13 protein-coding genes are annotated in these 14,754 nt (G+C 62.8%); 7 read left to right on the forward strand and 6 right to left on the reverse strand.

Features of this window, described 5'->3' with window-relative positions:
• Positions 1-109: 109 nt before the first annotated feature.
• Entirely contained in the window at positions 110-1,354 is a 1,245-nt protein-coding gene (gene mtr / locus L085_RS12010; protein WP_004935722.1) for a tryptophan permease, read from the reverse strand.
• A 265-nt stretch (positions 1,355-1,619) separates the two neighbouring features.
• Here mtr and L085_RS12015 point away from each other — a divergent pair, with 265 nt between their 5' ends.
• Positions 1,620-1,874, forward strand: coding sequence for a YkgJ family cysteine cluster protein (locus tag L085_RS12015; protein WP_015378527.1), 255 nt, complete (start codon positions 1,620-1,622; stop codon positions 1,872-1,874).
• 237 nt (positions 1,875-2,111) lie between these two features.
• Here the strand turns inward: L085_RS12015 and torA are convergent, their stop codons facing one another.
• From torA to L085_RS12030, 3 genes are all read right to left on the reverse strand, one after another.
• Positions 2,112-4,586, reverse strand: a complete 2,475-nt coding sequence (gene torA, locus L085_RS12020) for a trimethylamine-N-oxide reductase TorA (RefSeq protein ID WP_044030824.1) — start codon at positions 4,584-4,586, stop codon at positions 2,112-2,114.
• 12 nt (positions 4,587-4,598) lie between these two features.
• Positions 4,599-5,759, reverse strand: a complete 1,161-nt coding sequence (locus L085_RS12025) for a NapC/NirT family cytochrome c (RefSeq protein ID WP_031300724.1) — start codon at positions 5,757-5,759, stop codon at positions 4,599-4,601.
• Positions 5,760-5,992: 233 nt separating this feature from the next.
• Positions 5,993-6,415 carry an NUDIX domain-containing protein gene (locus L085_RS12030; protein WP_004935707.1) on the reverse strand — a complete coding sequence of 141 codons (423 nt, stop codon included), beginning with the start codon at positions 6,413-6,415 and terminating at the stop codon, positions 5,993-5,995.
• A gap of 247 nt (positions 6,416-6,662) precedes the next feature.
• Here L085_RS12030 and fruB point away from each other — a divergent pair, with 247 nt between their 5' ends.
• The 4 genes from fruB to L085_RS12050 all read left to right on the forward strand — a co-directional run bounded on the left by fruB (position 6,663) and on the right by L085_RS12050 (position 11,185).
• A complete protein-coding gene (gene fruB, locus L085_RS12035; protein WP_044030825.1) occupies positions 6,663-7,796 on the forward strand; it encodes a fused PTS fructose transporter subunit IIA/HPr protein in 1,134 nt (377 codons plus the stop codon).
• Entirely contained in the window at positions 7,793-8,734 is a 942-nt protein-coding gene (gene fruK, locus L085_RS12040; RefSeq protein ID WP_015378523.1) for a 1-phosphofructokinase, read from the forward strand. Before fruB ends, fruK begins: the two co-directional genes overlap by 4 nt.
• An 11-nt stretch (positions 8,735-8,745) precedes the next feature.
• The gene (gene fruA / locus L085_RS12045) at positions 8,746-10,431 is read left to right on the forward strand and encodes a PTS fructose transporter subunit IIBC (protein WP_044030826.1); all 1,686 of its coding nucleotides are present in this window, start codon (positions 8,746-8,748) and stop codon (positions 10,429-10,431) included.
• 160 nt (positions 10,432-10,591) lie between these two features.
• Entirely contained in the window at positions 10,592-11,185 is a 594-nt protein-coding gene (locus L085_RS12050) for a DJ-1/PfpI family protein (RefSeq protein ID WP_015378521.1), read from the forward strand.
• Positions 11,186-11,204: 19 nt separating this feature from the next.
• On the opposite strand, the gene nfo is transcribed toward L085_RS12050, so the two are convergent.
• Together nfo and L085_RS12060 are read right to left on the reverse strand one after the other, a co-directional pair.
• Entirely contained in the window at positions 11,205-12,044 is an 840-nt protein-coding gene (nfo, locus tag L085_RS12055; protein WP_033632566.1) for a deoxyribonuclease IV, read from the reverse strand.
• A gap of 98 nt (positions 12,045-12,142) precedes the next feature.
• Positions 12,143-13,216 (reverse strand): YeiH family protein, encoded by a 1,074-nt coding sequence (locus L085_RS12060; protein ID WP_044030827.1) that lies wholly within the window; start codon positions 13,214-13,216, stop codon positions 12,143-12,145.
• Between the two features lie 192 nt (positions 13,217-13,408).
• On the opposite strand from L085_RS12060, the gene L085_RS12065 reads away from it, so the two are divergent.
• Both L085_RS12065 and yieE read left to right on the forward strand, forming a co-directional pair.
• Positions 13,409-13,606, forward strand: a complete 198-nt coding sequence (locus tag L085_RS12065; RefSeq protein WP_004935692.1) for a hypothetical protein — start codon at positions 13,409-13,411, stop codon at positions 13,604-13,606.
• A gap of 98 nt (positions 13,607-13,704) precedes the next feature.
• Positions 13,705-14,571, forward strand: a complete 867-nt coding sequence (gene yieE / locus L085_RS12070) for a DNA-binding transcriptional regulator YeiE (protein WP_015378518.1) — start codon at positions 13,705-13,707, stop codon at positions 14,569-14,571.
• The last annotated feature ends 183 nt before the right edge of the window (positions 14,572-14,754 follow it).

The raw sequence follows: 14,754 nt of genomic DNA on the forward strand, positions 1-14,754 counted from the left end.
GAAGAGTATTAGAGAAGTTGCGACAAGGTACTCGCGCCGCCGATTTCAGGCAATAGCCCGGCGTAAAAACAGTGCAGGAAAGGGAGAGCAGGTGCTCTCCCTTCGAGGATTACCGGAAGACCGGCAGCAGGCCGAACAGCGACAGAATATGTGCGGCGGCGTTGATCAACCCGAACAGGATGACGAACAGGATCACGCCGTTGCCGCCCGGTGCACGGTAACCGGCCTGCGGATAACGGCGGCGGCTGGCGCGCGCCATCAGCGCCGGCACGATCACCGCCCAGACGGTGGCCGCCAGCCCGGCGAAGCCGATGGCGTACAGGAAACCGTTCGGGAACAGCAGCGCGGCCAGGGTCGGCGGCACGAAGGTCACCAGCGCGGTCTTGCTGCGCCCGACGGCGTCGTCCTTGAACTTGCAGAAGTCCGCCAGATAATCGAACAGGCCCAGCGACACGCCGAGGAACGAGCTGGCCAGCGCCATATAGGAGAAGGCGTTCAGCAGTTGGCTGACGGTCTGGCTGCTGGAGACGTTGCCCATTTGCTTGAGCAGGCTGCCGATATTGCCGCCCTCGGCGATCACCTGCTTGAAGGCGTCGCGCGCGATATTGCCCTGAATCACATACTGCCACAGGATGTAGATCGCCAGTGCCAGCAGGGTGCCGTACACCAGGCTGCGCACCACGGAGCCACTGTCCTTGTGGTAGTACTTCACCAGCCCGGGAATGTTGCCGTGGTAGCCGAACGAAGTCAGCAGGTAAGGCAGCGCTGCCAGGGCGTAAGGCAGATAGCTGGCCCGATCGTCGCCGGTGTTGAACAGCACCGCGGGCTGCACGTGGGTGAACATGTCGCCCACCGACATCACGAAGGTGATCACCATACCGCCGATCAGAATGGTGCTCAGGCGATCGACCGCGCGGGTGGAGAGCCAGACGATAAACGCCACCACCAGCGCGAACACCAGGCCGGCGGTAGTCTGGCCGACGCCGACGATGCCCTCCAGCGTGTGCGCGATGATCGAGCCGCCGGCGGAGATATAGGCGTAGGTCAGGATGTACAGCACGAACGCCACCGACAGGCCGTTCACGGCGTTCCAGCCTTTGCCCAGCAGATCCTTGACCATGGTGTTGAAGCTGGCGCCGCTCGGGTAGTGCAGCGTGGCTTCGAGGATCATCAGGCCGGACAGCAGCATGCAGGCCCAGGTATACACCAGCAGCGCGACGGAGCCGCTGAACCAGACACCGGAAGTGACGATCGGAATGGAAAACATGCCGGCGCCAACGGCGGTTCCGGCAATGATCATCGCGCCGCCGAGGACGGAAGGGCGGGCCAGCTTCTGGATGGTGTCCGTAGACATGTGTGCTCCTGAGGGAAGAAGTTCTTTTGTACTAGCTCAATAGTACATGGGCACATGGCGCATGTAAAGCGAAGGAATTGCACGTTTCACGCGTTTTTTTCTTTAAATCAAGGTTTGCTGGGCATTTATTCGCCATCGGGTGCAGCCGGCCGGCGCAGAGCGATGAGTGTAAAGATCGCGGGGACGCAGGGATTCTGCTGGCGGTGGCCGCGTGCGGCTGCTATTGTCGCGCTTCTTTCCCCCCAGCCCACCAGGAGTAGCGCTGATGGACTGTCGCAGCGACTGCGGCGCCTGCTGTATCGCGCCGTCAATATCCAGCCCGATCCCCGGCATGCCGAACGGCAAGCCCGCCAATACCCGCTGCATTCATCTGGATGAACGGCTGCGCTGCGGCCTGTTTCATTCGCCGCTGCGGCCGAAGGTGTGCGGCAGCCTGCAGCCGAGCCGCGACATGTGCCACGATCACCGCGATCAGGCGCTGATCTACCTCGCCAGACTGGAAGCGGACACCGCGCCCTAAGCTGCCCTCAGCCTCCACAGACACAGCGTCGCGCCTGCCGCCATCGCAGCCGCCCCGAATGGTGTGGGGGACCGGCGTAGTGGCTGTCTCTCCAGATGCCGTTCATAGCGGTCGCAGAGAAATACCGGATATTTAAGGCTATTCCTTTTGCACGGCGCGTACTGAGACTGGATAAAAAAATGCCGGTCAGGCTTAACTGACCGGCATTACGCGTTGCGCCCTCTGTTTACCGCGGGATCAGGCGCCTTGCGGCACCGCATGAGCGGTATTTTTCAATACCGGCCCCCGATACTTCTCGATCTGCAGCTGCGCCATCTGCCCGCAGTTGCCCTGCGCCAGGCTGGAAGAGCCGATGTCGAAGGTCAGGCAGTTGACGTTGCCGTTCTTGCACAGCGAGCCGGGCTGCGCCGGATCGGCCGGATCGAACCAGGCGCCTTCGCTGATGCGCACCACGCCGGGCCGCACGTCTTCGCTGACCACCGCGCCCACCAGGATCTGACCGCGATCGTTAAACGCCCGCACCAGATCGCCGCCGCTGATGCCGCGCGGCTGCGCGTCCTGCGGGTGGATCAGGATCGCTTCACGATCCGCCACCGCGTATTTCTCGCGCAGCGGCGTGTTATCGAGCTGGGAGTGCAGCCGGTTGGTCGGGTGCGCGGTATTGAGCGACAGCGGATATTTGGCCGCTTCCGGCCCGCGATACCACTCGTGCGGCGGCATCCAGGTCGGAATGCCGGGGCAATCCTCGTAATGCATTTTGGCGATGGCGTCGGAGTAGATCTCGATCTTGCCCGACGGCGTGCCCAGCGGGTTCAGCAGCGGGTTGTCGCGATAGTCGGCGAAGCGCACCCACTGCTTATTGGCCTCCGGCACCGGGAAGCGCACGTAGTTGTTGGATTGCCAGAACATGTCGAACGGCGGCAGCGCCACCCGCGCGGCGCGCGCCTGGTTCTTCATGTCGTCGTACATGCCTTTCAGCCACTGGGTTTCATCCTTGCCCTCGGTGAAGGCTTCCTGCACGCCCAGCCTGGCCGCCATCGCCGAGAAGATGTCGAAGTCGCTACGCGACTCGTGCTGCGGCGGCACGCATTGATGCATCGGGAACACGTAGAGCTGCGAATAGTCGCCGCCCATTTCCAGATCGTTGCGCTCGTAGCTGGTGGTGGCCGGCAGCACGATATCGGCATGCTTGGCGGTGGCGGTCCAGTAAGGCTCGTTGACCACGATGGTGTCCGGCCGCTGCCAGGCTTTGACCAGGTTATTGGTGTCCTGATGCTGGTGGAAGGTGTTGCCGCCCGCCACATACACCATTTTCACCTCGGGGTAAGTGACCTTGGCACCGTTGAAGTCGATGGTTTTGCCCGGGTTGCTCAGGCATTCGGCGATGCGCGCCACCGGGATTGGCGCCGGGGAGTTCTTCGGCGCGTTGCCGGCGGAGATGCCGGCGATGATGCCGCCCTTGGCGGTCGGGCTGCCGCCGGAGGAATAGTGATAGCTGAAGCCGAAGCCGCCGCCCGGCAGGCCGATCTGGCCGAGCATCGCCGCCACCGTCACCAGCAGCCAGTGCTGCTGTTCGCCGTGGTGCTGGCGTTGGATGCCCCAGCCGCCCATGATCATGGTGCGATGCTTCGCCATCTCACGCGCCAGACTGCGCAGCGTGTCGGCATCGACACCGCTGATGTCGGCCGCCCATTCGGCGGTTTTCGCCACGCCGTCGCTCTCGCCCAGCAGGTAGGCCTGGAACTTGTCGAAGCCGACGGTGTAGGTTTTCAGGAAGTCCGGGTTATGCAGCTTCTCGGTCAGCAACGTGTGGGCGATGCCGATCAGCATCGCGCCGTCGGTATAAGGGCGCGGGGCGATCCACTGCGCATTGACGAACTTGGCGCTGTCGTTGTGCACCGGATCGATGCTGATCACCCGGGTGCCTTTCTTCTTCAGCGCCTCGAAGCCGGTCTGGCCGACGTGATCCGGCACGTTCCAGCTGTTTTTCAGCGTGACCATCGGGTTGCAGCCCCACAGGATCACCAGCTCGCTGTTCTCGATCACGTTCGGCCAGGCGGTCTGCTGTTCGTAGACCTCCATCGAGCCGACCACGTGCGACATGATCACCTGCGCTGCGCCGGTGGAGTAGTCGCCGGCGTAGCCGAGGAAGCCGCCGGTCAGGTTCATCAGACGCTGCAGCAGCGTGCGGCTGTTGTGCAGCATGCCGACGCTTTTCCAGCCATAGGAACCGGCGTAGATCGACTGCGGCCCGTGATCTTTCTGCAGGCGAACGATCTCATTGCACACCAGCTCGGTCGCTTTGTCCCAGCTGACGCGCACCCACTCGTCGCGGCCGCGCAGTTCGGTGCGGCTGCCGGGGCCGCCTTCCAGCCAGCTTTTGCGCACCATCGGGTATTTGATGCGGTTCTCGGCGTGCACCTGATAAGGCGCCATGGTGATCAGCTCATTGGGATACGGATCGTCCTGCACCGGCTGCACGCCGACCATCTTGCCGTCCTGCACGATGGCCTCAAACGCGCCCCAGTGGGCGCCGGTCAAAATGCCTTTTTGCGCCTGACGCAAGACGATGAACTGCGGCAGCGCTTCGCTGATGGCCTGCGCCAGCGCCGCTTTGGGCCATAAGCCCGCCAGCAGCGGGGCGGCGGCCAGCGCGGCGGCGCCGGTCAGGAAGCGGCGGCGGCTCATGGTTAACGGTTGTTGGTTGCTCATTGCGCTTCTCCCTTAAAGCTTGGCCGGTGCGGCAGGTGGCATGTCGCTGGCGTGTTTTTGTACGTATTGCGTCAGCACGCGCAGCTGTTCCTGCGTCAGCGAGGTGCGTGGCGCCATGCCTTTGATGACGCCGATCCATTGGTTGGCGTTGAAGCGATCGAGCGCGGTCAGCCCGTGGCAGCCGGTGCAGTTGGCCGACATCATGTCCGCGGCGTAGCGCCAGATTTTTTGCTGATCGTCGATCAGCTGCTTGCGCGGCAGCCACACCTGCAGAGAGACCTGATGCCAGACCAGGCCGGTTTCCGCATCGGTCTGAGTCGACGCGGTCTTCAGCTGTTGGCGCGCATCCTCACCCAGCAGCACGCTGAGGATGCGCTTGCCCTGCGCGGCGTAGAACACTTCGCTGACGCCGTCCTGCTGCCAGCCGCTCACGGTGGCCAGCACCTTGTCGCCATCCTGCTTGACCACCTGCACTTCGGTGGACGGCATCAGGTTGCCGGCGTTATGACTGTCGTCTGCGCCGAGGAAGAACGGTTCGGTGGCGATGGTGTAAAGGGTGGTGGCGTCCGGTGCGGTCAGCGCCGCGGCCTTCGCCAGCTCGGCGGCGCCGGCCTGGGTTTCGCCGCTCATGTCCGGCAGGATATGCGCCACGCCCTTGTGGCAATCGATGCAGGTTTCGCCCTGTTTGATCGCCACCGGGTGCTGCAGGCGCGCCTCAGGGCGCTGGGCGGTGATGTCCATGGCGTCGTAGCTGTGGCAGGAGCGGCAGGTGGCCGAGTCGTTCTCTTTCAGCGTCTTCCAGACCGACTGTGCCATCGCCAGCTTGTGCGCTTCGTATTTCTCCGGCGTATCGATGGTGCCGACCATCTCGCCGTAGATGTCTTTTACCGCGCGGATCTTGGTCCACAGGTAGTCGATCGGCTGGTGCGGCACGTGGCAGTCGGCACACTCGGCGCGGATGCCCTTGGTGTTCTGGAAGTGGACGCTGCCTTGATATTCGGCCAGCGGCTGTTGCATGGTGTGGCAGGAAACGCAGAAGGCGGTATCGCTGGTTTTATGGAAGACGGTGGCGGTCCCGGCCAACAGCGCTGCGCCGAGGATAATCCCCAGCAGCAAAAGCCATAGCCATCCCCACCGACGCTTTTTTTCAAAGCCAGTCAGTTTTTTGCTCATGGTAAACCCGCTTATAATTATGAATTTAAAATAAAATCTTGCCAAAAGGCCGCCGACCGGAGGTCAGAATGCCACGTCGATTGCAGGGGTAATGATAGAAGAGGGTTAACCCCATAGGGTTATCCGTAGTCAAAAAAATGGCGTATATCGCAAAAAATAGCGTTATATTCCAATTTATATAGCGATGGGACGCTGCAGCAGGGGAAGCGAGCGCAGCACGCGCTCGCGATGGGTCAGGCCGTGGGCAAATAGGCCAGGCCGCTCAGCCACAGGCGGATGGCGGTGCGGCTGGCTTCGAAATGGGGTTCCGGCAGGGCTTCAGGCGCGCACCAGCGCCACTCGGCGCATTTCTCGGGCTCTCTCAGCTCGGCGTTGCCGCCGGGGTGATCCACCTGCAGGCAGATTGACACCGTGTGTTTGCCTTCGGCGCGCCAGGTTTGCAGATTGTTGCTGACGCCAACAAAGCGCGGCGGGTCGATGAGCAACCCGGTCTCTTCGGCGATTTCGCGCTGGGCGCACTGCTCGAAGGTTTCACCGGCATCCAGATGCCCGCCGGGGATCGACCAAAAGGGCGCGTGGGAACCGCAGCGTTTGCCCAACAAAATCTCGCCTTGCGGGTTGACGATGATCACCCCGACGCCCGTCACTACGTTCATGCTTTTCTCCGTCAGCAAGCTTTCAGCACAGTATGTCATTTTGCCCCGGCGCTGGCCAATACGCCGGCAAAAGTGTGCGTAAGCTCAAAAATCTGCAATGGCGAAAGGGAGAAAGCTTGCTTTCGCCTTGTGCTGCTCACACACTCCTTGAAACGTTTCAGCGTTGTCCGGCCGCTTGTGGCGAACGGATAACGCTCCTTTTTCTCAATGAAGCTGAAACGATTCAATTCAGCAGGAGAGGAGAATCATGTTCCAGTTGTCACCGCAAGACATTCATCTGGGCGCCGTTGCCGACGGTAAGCAAGAGGCCATCCACCTGGTGGCCGCCGCCCTGACCGAAGCCGGCTGCGTCAGCGCCGGTTACGTGGACGGCATGCTGCAGCGCGAACTGCAGACGTCCACCTATCTGGGCAACGGCATCGCCATTCCGCACGGCACCACCGATACCCGCGATCTGGTGTTGAAAACCGGCGTGCAGGTGTTCCAGTTCCCGCAGGGCATTGCGTGGGGCGAAGGCCAGACCGCCTATGTGGCGATCGGCATCGCCGCCCGCTCCGACGAGCATTTGGCGCTGCTGCGCCAGCTCACCCACGTCCTGAGCGATGACAGCGTGGCGGAGCGGCTGGCGCAAACCACCTCTGCGGAAGAGCTGCGCAGCCTGCTGATGGGCGAGCAGCAGAGCGCCGAATTCCAGTTCGACGTCTCGCTGATTGCGCTCGACGTCGCCGCCGACAGCCTGATGACGCTGCAGGCGCTGAACGCCGGCCGGCTGCAAAAGGCCGGCGCGGTCAACGCGCAGTTCGTCAGCGATGTCATCACCCGCAGGCCGCTGAACCTGGGGCAGGGCATCTGGCTGAGCGACAGCGTCGAAGGCAACCTGGCCAGCGCGGCCACCGTCAGCCGCCCGGCGCAGGCTTTCGTGGAAGACGGCGAGCCGGTGGCGCTGCTGCTGACGGTGTCGGTCGCCGACACGCAGCCGCTGGCGGTGCTCAACTACCTCAGCGATCTGCTGCTGGCCAATAAAGCTGAACGTTTGCTGAAGGCGGATGCCGCCGGCGTGCTGGCGCTGCTGACCAGCGAAGTGGCTGAGGAGAGCAGCGTGCTGAGCGCCGAGTTCGTGATCCGCAACGAGCACGGTCTGCACGCGCGGCCGGGCACGGCGCTGGTCAACGTGATCAAAAGTTTCAACAGTGACATCACCGTCACCAACCTGGACGGCAGTGGCAAGCCGGCCAACGGGCGCAGCCTGATGAAGGTGGTGGCGCTGGGCGTGAAGAAAGGGCATCACCTGCGCTTTACCGCCAATGGAGAAGATGCTGAAGCCGCGCTGAAGGCGATTGGCGAAGCGATTAATGAAGGACTGGGCGAGGGCGCAGCATGAGCAGAAGAGTAGCAACGATCACCCTGAACCCGGCGTACGATCTGGTGGGTTTCTGCCCGCAGATCGAACGCGGGGAAGTCAACCGGGTAAAAACCGCCGGCCTGCACGCCGCCGGTAAGGGCATCAACGTCGCCAAGGTGTTGAAGGATTTAGGCATCGACGTCACCGTCGGCGGCTTCCTGGGCAAAGACAATCAGGACGGTTTCCAGCTGCTGTTCAGCGATCTGGGGATCGCCAACCGCTTTCAGGTGGTGCCAGGCCGTACCCGCATCAACGTCAAGCTGACGGAAAAAGACGGCGAAGTCACCGACTTCAACTTCTCCGGTTTCGAAGTGACGCCGCAGGACTGGGATCGCTTCGTCAGCGACTCGCTGAGCTGGCTGGGCCAGTTCGACATGGTGGCGGTGAGCGGCAGCCTGCCGGCCGGCGTCGATCCCGACGCATTTACCGACTGGATGACCCAGCTGCGCGCCAAGTGCCCGTGCATCATTTTCGACAGCAGCCGCGAAGCGCTGGTCGCCGGGTTGAAGGCCTCGCCGTGGTTGGTCAAACCGAACCGCCGCGAGCTGGAAATCTGGGCCGGCCGCCCGCTGCCGACGCTGGCGGACGTGGTCGAGGCCGCGCATGCGCTGCGTGAACAGGGCATCGCCCACGTGGTGATCTCCCTCGGTGCGGAAGGCGCGCTGTGGGTTAACGCCTCCGGCGCCTGGATCGCCAAACCGCCGTCCTGTGAGGTGGTCAGCACCGTGGGCGCCGGCGATTCGATGGTCGGAGGCCTGATTTACGGCCTGCTGATGCGCGAATCCAGCGAACACACTCTGCGTCTGGCCACGGCGGTAGCGGCGCTGGCGGTCAGCCAAAGCAACGTCGGCGTGACCGATCGTCCCCAGTTGGCCGCGATGATGGCGCGCGTCGATCTGAAACCTTTCAATCAATAGCAGGAGGCAGAATGAAAACGCTGCTGATGGTAGACAGTTCGCTGGGGCAGGCCCGTGGCCACCTGGCGAAACGCATGCTGGAGGCCGCCGCGGCCAAAACTGGCCTGACGCTGGTCGAGTCACTGCAGGACGCCGAACTGGTGGTGGTGGCGGGGCAGGCTGCTCCTGCTGACGCCGGGCTGAACGGCAAATTGGTGTATGTGGGCGAGGTAGAACAGGCGGTGCGGGAACCGGACGCTTTTCTGGCGCGTGCCAAGGCCGAAGCTGAAACCTATCAGGCGCCGCAGGCGGCGGCACCGGTGAAAGCCAATGGGCAAAAACGCATCGTGGCGATCACCGCTTGCCCAACCGGCGTGGCGCACACCTTTATGGCGGCCGAAGCCATTGAAAGTGAAGCCAAGAAACGCGGCTGGTGGGTGAAGGTGGAAACGCGCGGTTCCGTCGGCGCCGGCAACGCCATCACTCCGGAAGAAGTGGCGGCGGCGGATCTGGTGATCGTCGCGGCGGACATCGAAGTGGATCTGGACAAGTTTGCCGGTAAGCCGATGTATCGTACTTCCACCGGTCTGGCGCTGAAGAAAACCGCCCAGGAACTGGACAAGGCGCAGGCCGAAGCCGAAGTGTTCCAGCCGCAGCAGCGCGGTGGCGCGGCGCCGGCGGCGAAAAAGAAAGAGGGCAACGGCCCGTATCGTCACCTGCTGACCGGCGTGTCCTACATGCTGCCGATGGTGGTGGCGGGCGGTTTGTGCATCGCGCTGTCTTTCGTGTTCGGCATCAAGGCGTTTGAAGTCAAAGGCACGCTGGCGGCGGCGCTGATGCAGATCGGCGGCGGCTCCGCCTTTGCGCTGATGGTGCCGGTGTTGGCCGGTTTCATCGCCTTCTCCATCGCGGATCGTCCGGGCCTGACGCCGGGCCTGATCGGCGGCATGCTGGCAGTGAGCACCGGCGCCGGGTTCCTCGGCGGCATCATCGCCGGCTTCCTGGCGGGTTATGTCGCCAAGGCGATCAGCAGCAAGCTGCGCCTGCCGCAAAGTATGGAAGCGCTGAAGCCCATCTTGATCATTCCGCTGGTCGCCAGCCTGATCACCGGCCTCATCATGATTTACGTGGTCGGCACGCCGGTGGCGAAGATCATGGAAGGTCTGACCCATTGGCTGCAATCGCTGGGTACCGCCAACGCCGTACTGCTGGGGGCAATCCTCGGCGGCATGATGTGTACCGACATGGGCGGCCCGGTGAACAAAGCGGCCTACGCGTTCGGCGTGGCGCTGCTCAGCTCTTCGGTGTATGCGCCGATGGCGGCGATCATGGCGGCGGGCATGGTGCCACCGCTGGCGATGGGTCTGGCGACGCTGCTGGCGCGCCGCAAGTTCCCGAAATCCGAACAGGAAGGCGGTAAGGCGGCGTTGGTGCTGGGGCTGTGCTTCATCACTGAAGGGGCGATTCCGTTCGCCGCCCGCGACCCGATGCGCGTGCTGCCGTGCTGCATCGCCGGCGGGGCGCTGACCGGCGCGCTGTCGATGGCCTTCGGCGCCAAACTGATGGCACCGCACGGCGGGCTGTTCGTGCTGCTGATCCCGGGCGCGATTTCGCCGGTGTTGCTGTACCTGGTGGCGATCGCCGCCGGCACGCTGTTGGCCGGGGTGGCTTATGCCCTGCTGAAACGTGCTGAAGTACCGGTTACCGCCGCGGCGTAAGCCTCGCGATACCGCAAAACGCGCAGCCCCGAGCTGCGCGTTTTTGTTTGTGCCTTAGGCAGTTAGCACGATTTACCCCTGGTCAGAAACCACAACGCTTTCTAAGCTGATAGCGCGACTTTGTTCCTGCGAACAAGCAATGACTCAAGGAGATTCATCCGTGGCTAAAAAAGTGGCGATCGTACTGACACCCGGTTTCGCCGATTGGGAATACGCGCTGATTGCCGGCGTTGGCGGCCCGTTTTATGGGCTGGAGGTGGCGTTTTTTGCGCCGCAGGCCGGAACGCTTCGCTCACAGGGCGGGTTGACGGTCGAGGTTGAAAAAAGCGTGGCCGAACTGGCGGATTGGCGCCCCGAGGTGCTGGTGGTGGTCGGCGGCACCCTGTGGGAAACCGAACGGGCGCCGGATATCCGCGCGTTGCTCAACGAGCAGTCTCAACGCGGCGCGACTCTGGCGGGCATTTGCGGCGGGACGTTGGCGTTGGCGCGGGCCGGCCTGTTGAACGGCAGGGCGCATACCTCCAACGATGCCGAGTTCTTGACGCGCAATGTTGAGGGCTACAGCGGGCAGCGCCATTACGTTGCGAGCGCCGCCGCCGTCGTGGATGACCGTGTCATTACGGCACCGGGCTCGGCGCCGGTCAGCTTTACCACCGCGGTGTTTAGGGCGGCGGGCCTGGAGGCAGAGACGCTGCGTCAGTTCGGCGCCATGCTGGCGGCAGAGCACACGGTGGGGGAAACCGCTCGCGCATAGGCGAGCGGCCAAGGGAGGGTTACTGCTGCGCCTTCAGCCAGGCGATCTCTTCCGCCCAGATATCCGGGTTTACCGTTTCCAGAATCAGCGGGATATTGTCGAAACGCGGATCGCGCATGATGTAGCTGAACACCGTTTTGCCGATGTTGCCTTCCCCCAGGCTGTGGTGGCGGTCGACGCGGCTGTTGAACTCGCTCTTGGCGTCGTTCAGGTGCATGCCGCGCAGGTAGTTGAAACCGACGATGTCACCGAGCTGTTTGAAGGTGTGTTCGCAGGTCTCTTCGGTGCGCAGATCGTAACCGGCGGCGAAAGCGTGGCAGGTGTCGATGCAGACGCCGACGCGGCTTTTGTCTTCTACGCCGTCGATGATCGCCGCCAGGTGTTCGAATTTGAAGCCCAGATTGCTGCCCTGGCCGGCGGTGTTTTCGATCACGGCCGTCACACCGGCGGTTTTGTCCAGCGCGATGTTGATCGATTCGGCGATGCGCGCCAGGCATTTATCTTCATCGATTTGCAGCAGGTGGCTGCCGGGGTGGAAGTTCAACAGCGTCAGCCCCAGCTGTTCGCAGCGCTGCAGCTCGTCGATAAACGCTTCGCGCGATTTTTCCAACGCCTCGGCCACCGGATGCCCGAGGTTGATCAGGTAGCTGTCGTGCGGCAGGATCTGCCCCGGCCCGAAGCCGTACTGGGCGCAGGCGCTCTTGAACTTATCGATCACGTCCGCGGCCAGCGGCGCGGCCTTCCATTGACGCTGATTTTTGGTGAACAGGGCGAACGCGGTCGCCTCCAATTCGTGCGCGCGGATAACCGCCTGATCCACGCCGCCTGACGCGCTGACATGTGCACCGACAAACTTCATCTTCATTCTCCTGTGTTATCGGTGACATTATGGCATTGATGGCGGGCGGATTGAATGGTGAAAAGCGGCGGCCCGCCGAAGCGGGCCGCCGAGGGCGATTACAGCAGGTGTTGCACCAGTTGGTTTATCGCGCCGCCGCCGACCAGCAGCCAGACGAACAGCAGCGTGGCCAGCAGAATCGGTTTCACCCCGGCCTGGCGCACGGCGCTGATGTGGGTGGTCAACCCCAGCGCCGCCATCGCCATTGCCAGCATCCAGGTGTCGGCGGTGATCAGATGGCGCACCAGCGTGGCCGGCAGCAGGTTGAAGGAGTTCAGCCCGGCGACGGCGATAAACAGCACGGCGAACCACGGAATGGTGATGGCGGATTTTTCCGCCTTGCCTGCGCTGCCGCGGCTGATGTAGCCCGACAGCAGCAGCAGGAACGGCGCCAGCATCATCACGCGGATCATCTTGGCGATCACCGCTGCGTTTTCGGCGTCCGGCCCGATGGCGTGTCCGGCGGCGACCACCTGAGCCACTTCGTGAATGGTGGAGCCGGCGTAGATGCCGAAGGTTTCCTGGCTGAACGGCAGCCACTGGAAGTGTTCATTCAACTGATACAGCCACGGGTAGGCGAAGATCGCCAGGGTGCCGAACACCACCACGGTCGAGACCGCCACCGCCACTTTGCTGGAATCGGCCTTCAGCACCGGTTCGGTGGCCATCACCGCCGCCGCGCCGCAAATGCTGCTGCCGGCGCCGATCAGTATCGCGGTTTGGCTGTCGATGCCGAACACTTTCTTGCCGAGCCAGCAGGCCAGCAGGAAGGTGGTGATCAGGGTCAGCGCGTCGATGATGATGCCGCTGGCGCCGACGTCGGCGATCTGCTGAAAGGTCAGCCGGAAGCCGTAAAGGATAATGCCCAGACGCAGCAGACGCTGTTTGGCCAGCTGTACGCCGCTGTGACAAACGGTTTGCCAGTGGGGGTACAGCGTGTTGCCCACCAGAATACCGAGCAGGATCGCCAGCGTCAGTGCCCCCAGCCCCAGCTCCGCCACCCAGGGAATATCGCCGGCCCAGACGGCCAGCGCGGTGAGCGCGCCGGTCAGCGCCAGCCCCGGCACCAGCCGCGGCAGGCCAAACAGCGGAAAGCGTCGCTCGGGATAGGTGTGAGTGGTATCAGTCGCCATAAAAGTCAGTCCTTCAGTCTGTTTCTTGCTGCTAAGAGTACGTTTGGGCTGAATAAAAGAGAAATTGATTATATATTTATAACCTATCTGAATAAGTGGTATGGGATCAGGCATTGGCATAACGCCGCATTGCGGCTAGGGTGTGGAGGAGCGGCGAGCCGCCGTCAACTTTCCAACTAACAGGAGCAGGCGATGGATACCGACGATCAACGCAGAGAGCAGGTAGATCAGGAAGTGGGGCGCGCGGTGCGGCGGTTGATTGAAGAAAACAAGACGATCGACCGCGAGCATCTCGTGGCGATGCTGCAATTGATACTGCGGGACGAAGCCGGCACGCCGCGAGAGCCGGTGCTGGCCGCGGCGGCGCAGCTGGTCGCCTTGGGCAAATAGCGCGCCGATCTGGCCGCAAACAGGGTAGCCTGGCCGGGCTGCCCACATCACCATGTTGGGGTTCTCTGGCAGAACCTTCTTTCAATACCGGGACGGCTATGCATATCACGTTGCGTCAACTGGAAGTTTTCACCGAAGTGCTGAAAAGCGGTTCGACCACTCAGGCCTCGGTGGTGCTGGCGCTGTCGCAGTCGGCGGTCAGCGCGGCGCTGGCGGATCTGGAGGGGCAGCTGGGCGTGCAGCTGTTCGATCGCGTCGGCAAACGGCTGGTGATCAACGAACACGGCCGCTTGCTGTACCCCAAGGCGCTGGCGTTGCTGGAGCAGGCGGGGGAGATCGAGCAGCTGTTTCGCCATGATGGCGGGGCGCTGCGCATCGCCGCCAGCAGCACCATCGGCAACTATATGTTGCCGGAGATGATCGCCCGTTACCGCCGGGACTTTCCGGCCACGCCGCTGGAGCTGAACGTCGGCAACAGCCAGGATGTGATCGTGGCGGTAGCGGATTTTCGCGTCGATCTGGGGCTGATCGAAGGGCCTTGCCATATGCCGGAGCTGGTGACGCAGCCGTGGCTGGAGGACGAGCTGGTGGTGTTCGCTGCGCCGGATAACCCGCTGACCCGTCAACCGCCGACGCTGGAGGCGCTGGCGAATGCGCCTTGGATCCTGCGTGAGCGCGGTTCGGGCACTCGCGAGGTGCTGGATCATCTGCTGTTGGCGCACCTGCCGCACTTCCAGCTGGTGATGGAGCTCGGCAACTCGGAGGCGATCAAGCATGCGGTGCGGCACGGTATCGGCATCAGTTGCCTGTCCCGGCGGGTGGTGGCGGAACAGCTGGCCAGCGGCGCGCTGGTGGAACTGCCGGTGCCGCTGCCGCCGCTGCGGCGCACGCTGTACCTGATCCGCCATCGGCAAAAGCACATTTCCAACGCGTTGCAGCGTTTTCTCAGCTATTGCGTGCTGTAATCGACAGCGCGTCACGTCTTCTATCGCCGCGCAGGCCAAAGAAAGCATAAAAACCTGCGCGCGCTCACATTAATGAGAGTAAGTAAGGCCATAAGGGGCGCGGCTAATAATTGCCTCTGAATTATGAAGCTATCTTATATCGGTGCAATGTTGCTAGTTCACCGGCGGGTATTTGTTACAATC

Origin of the sequence: Serratia sp. FS14 (assembly GCF_000695995.1) — a bacterium.
Lineage (GTDB): Bacteria > Pseudomonadota > Gammaproteobacteria > Enterobacterales > Enterobacteriaceae > Serratia > Serratia nematodiphila.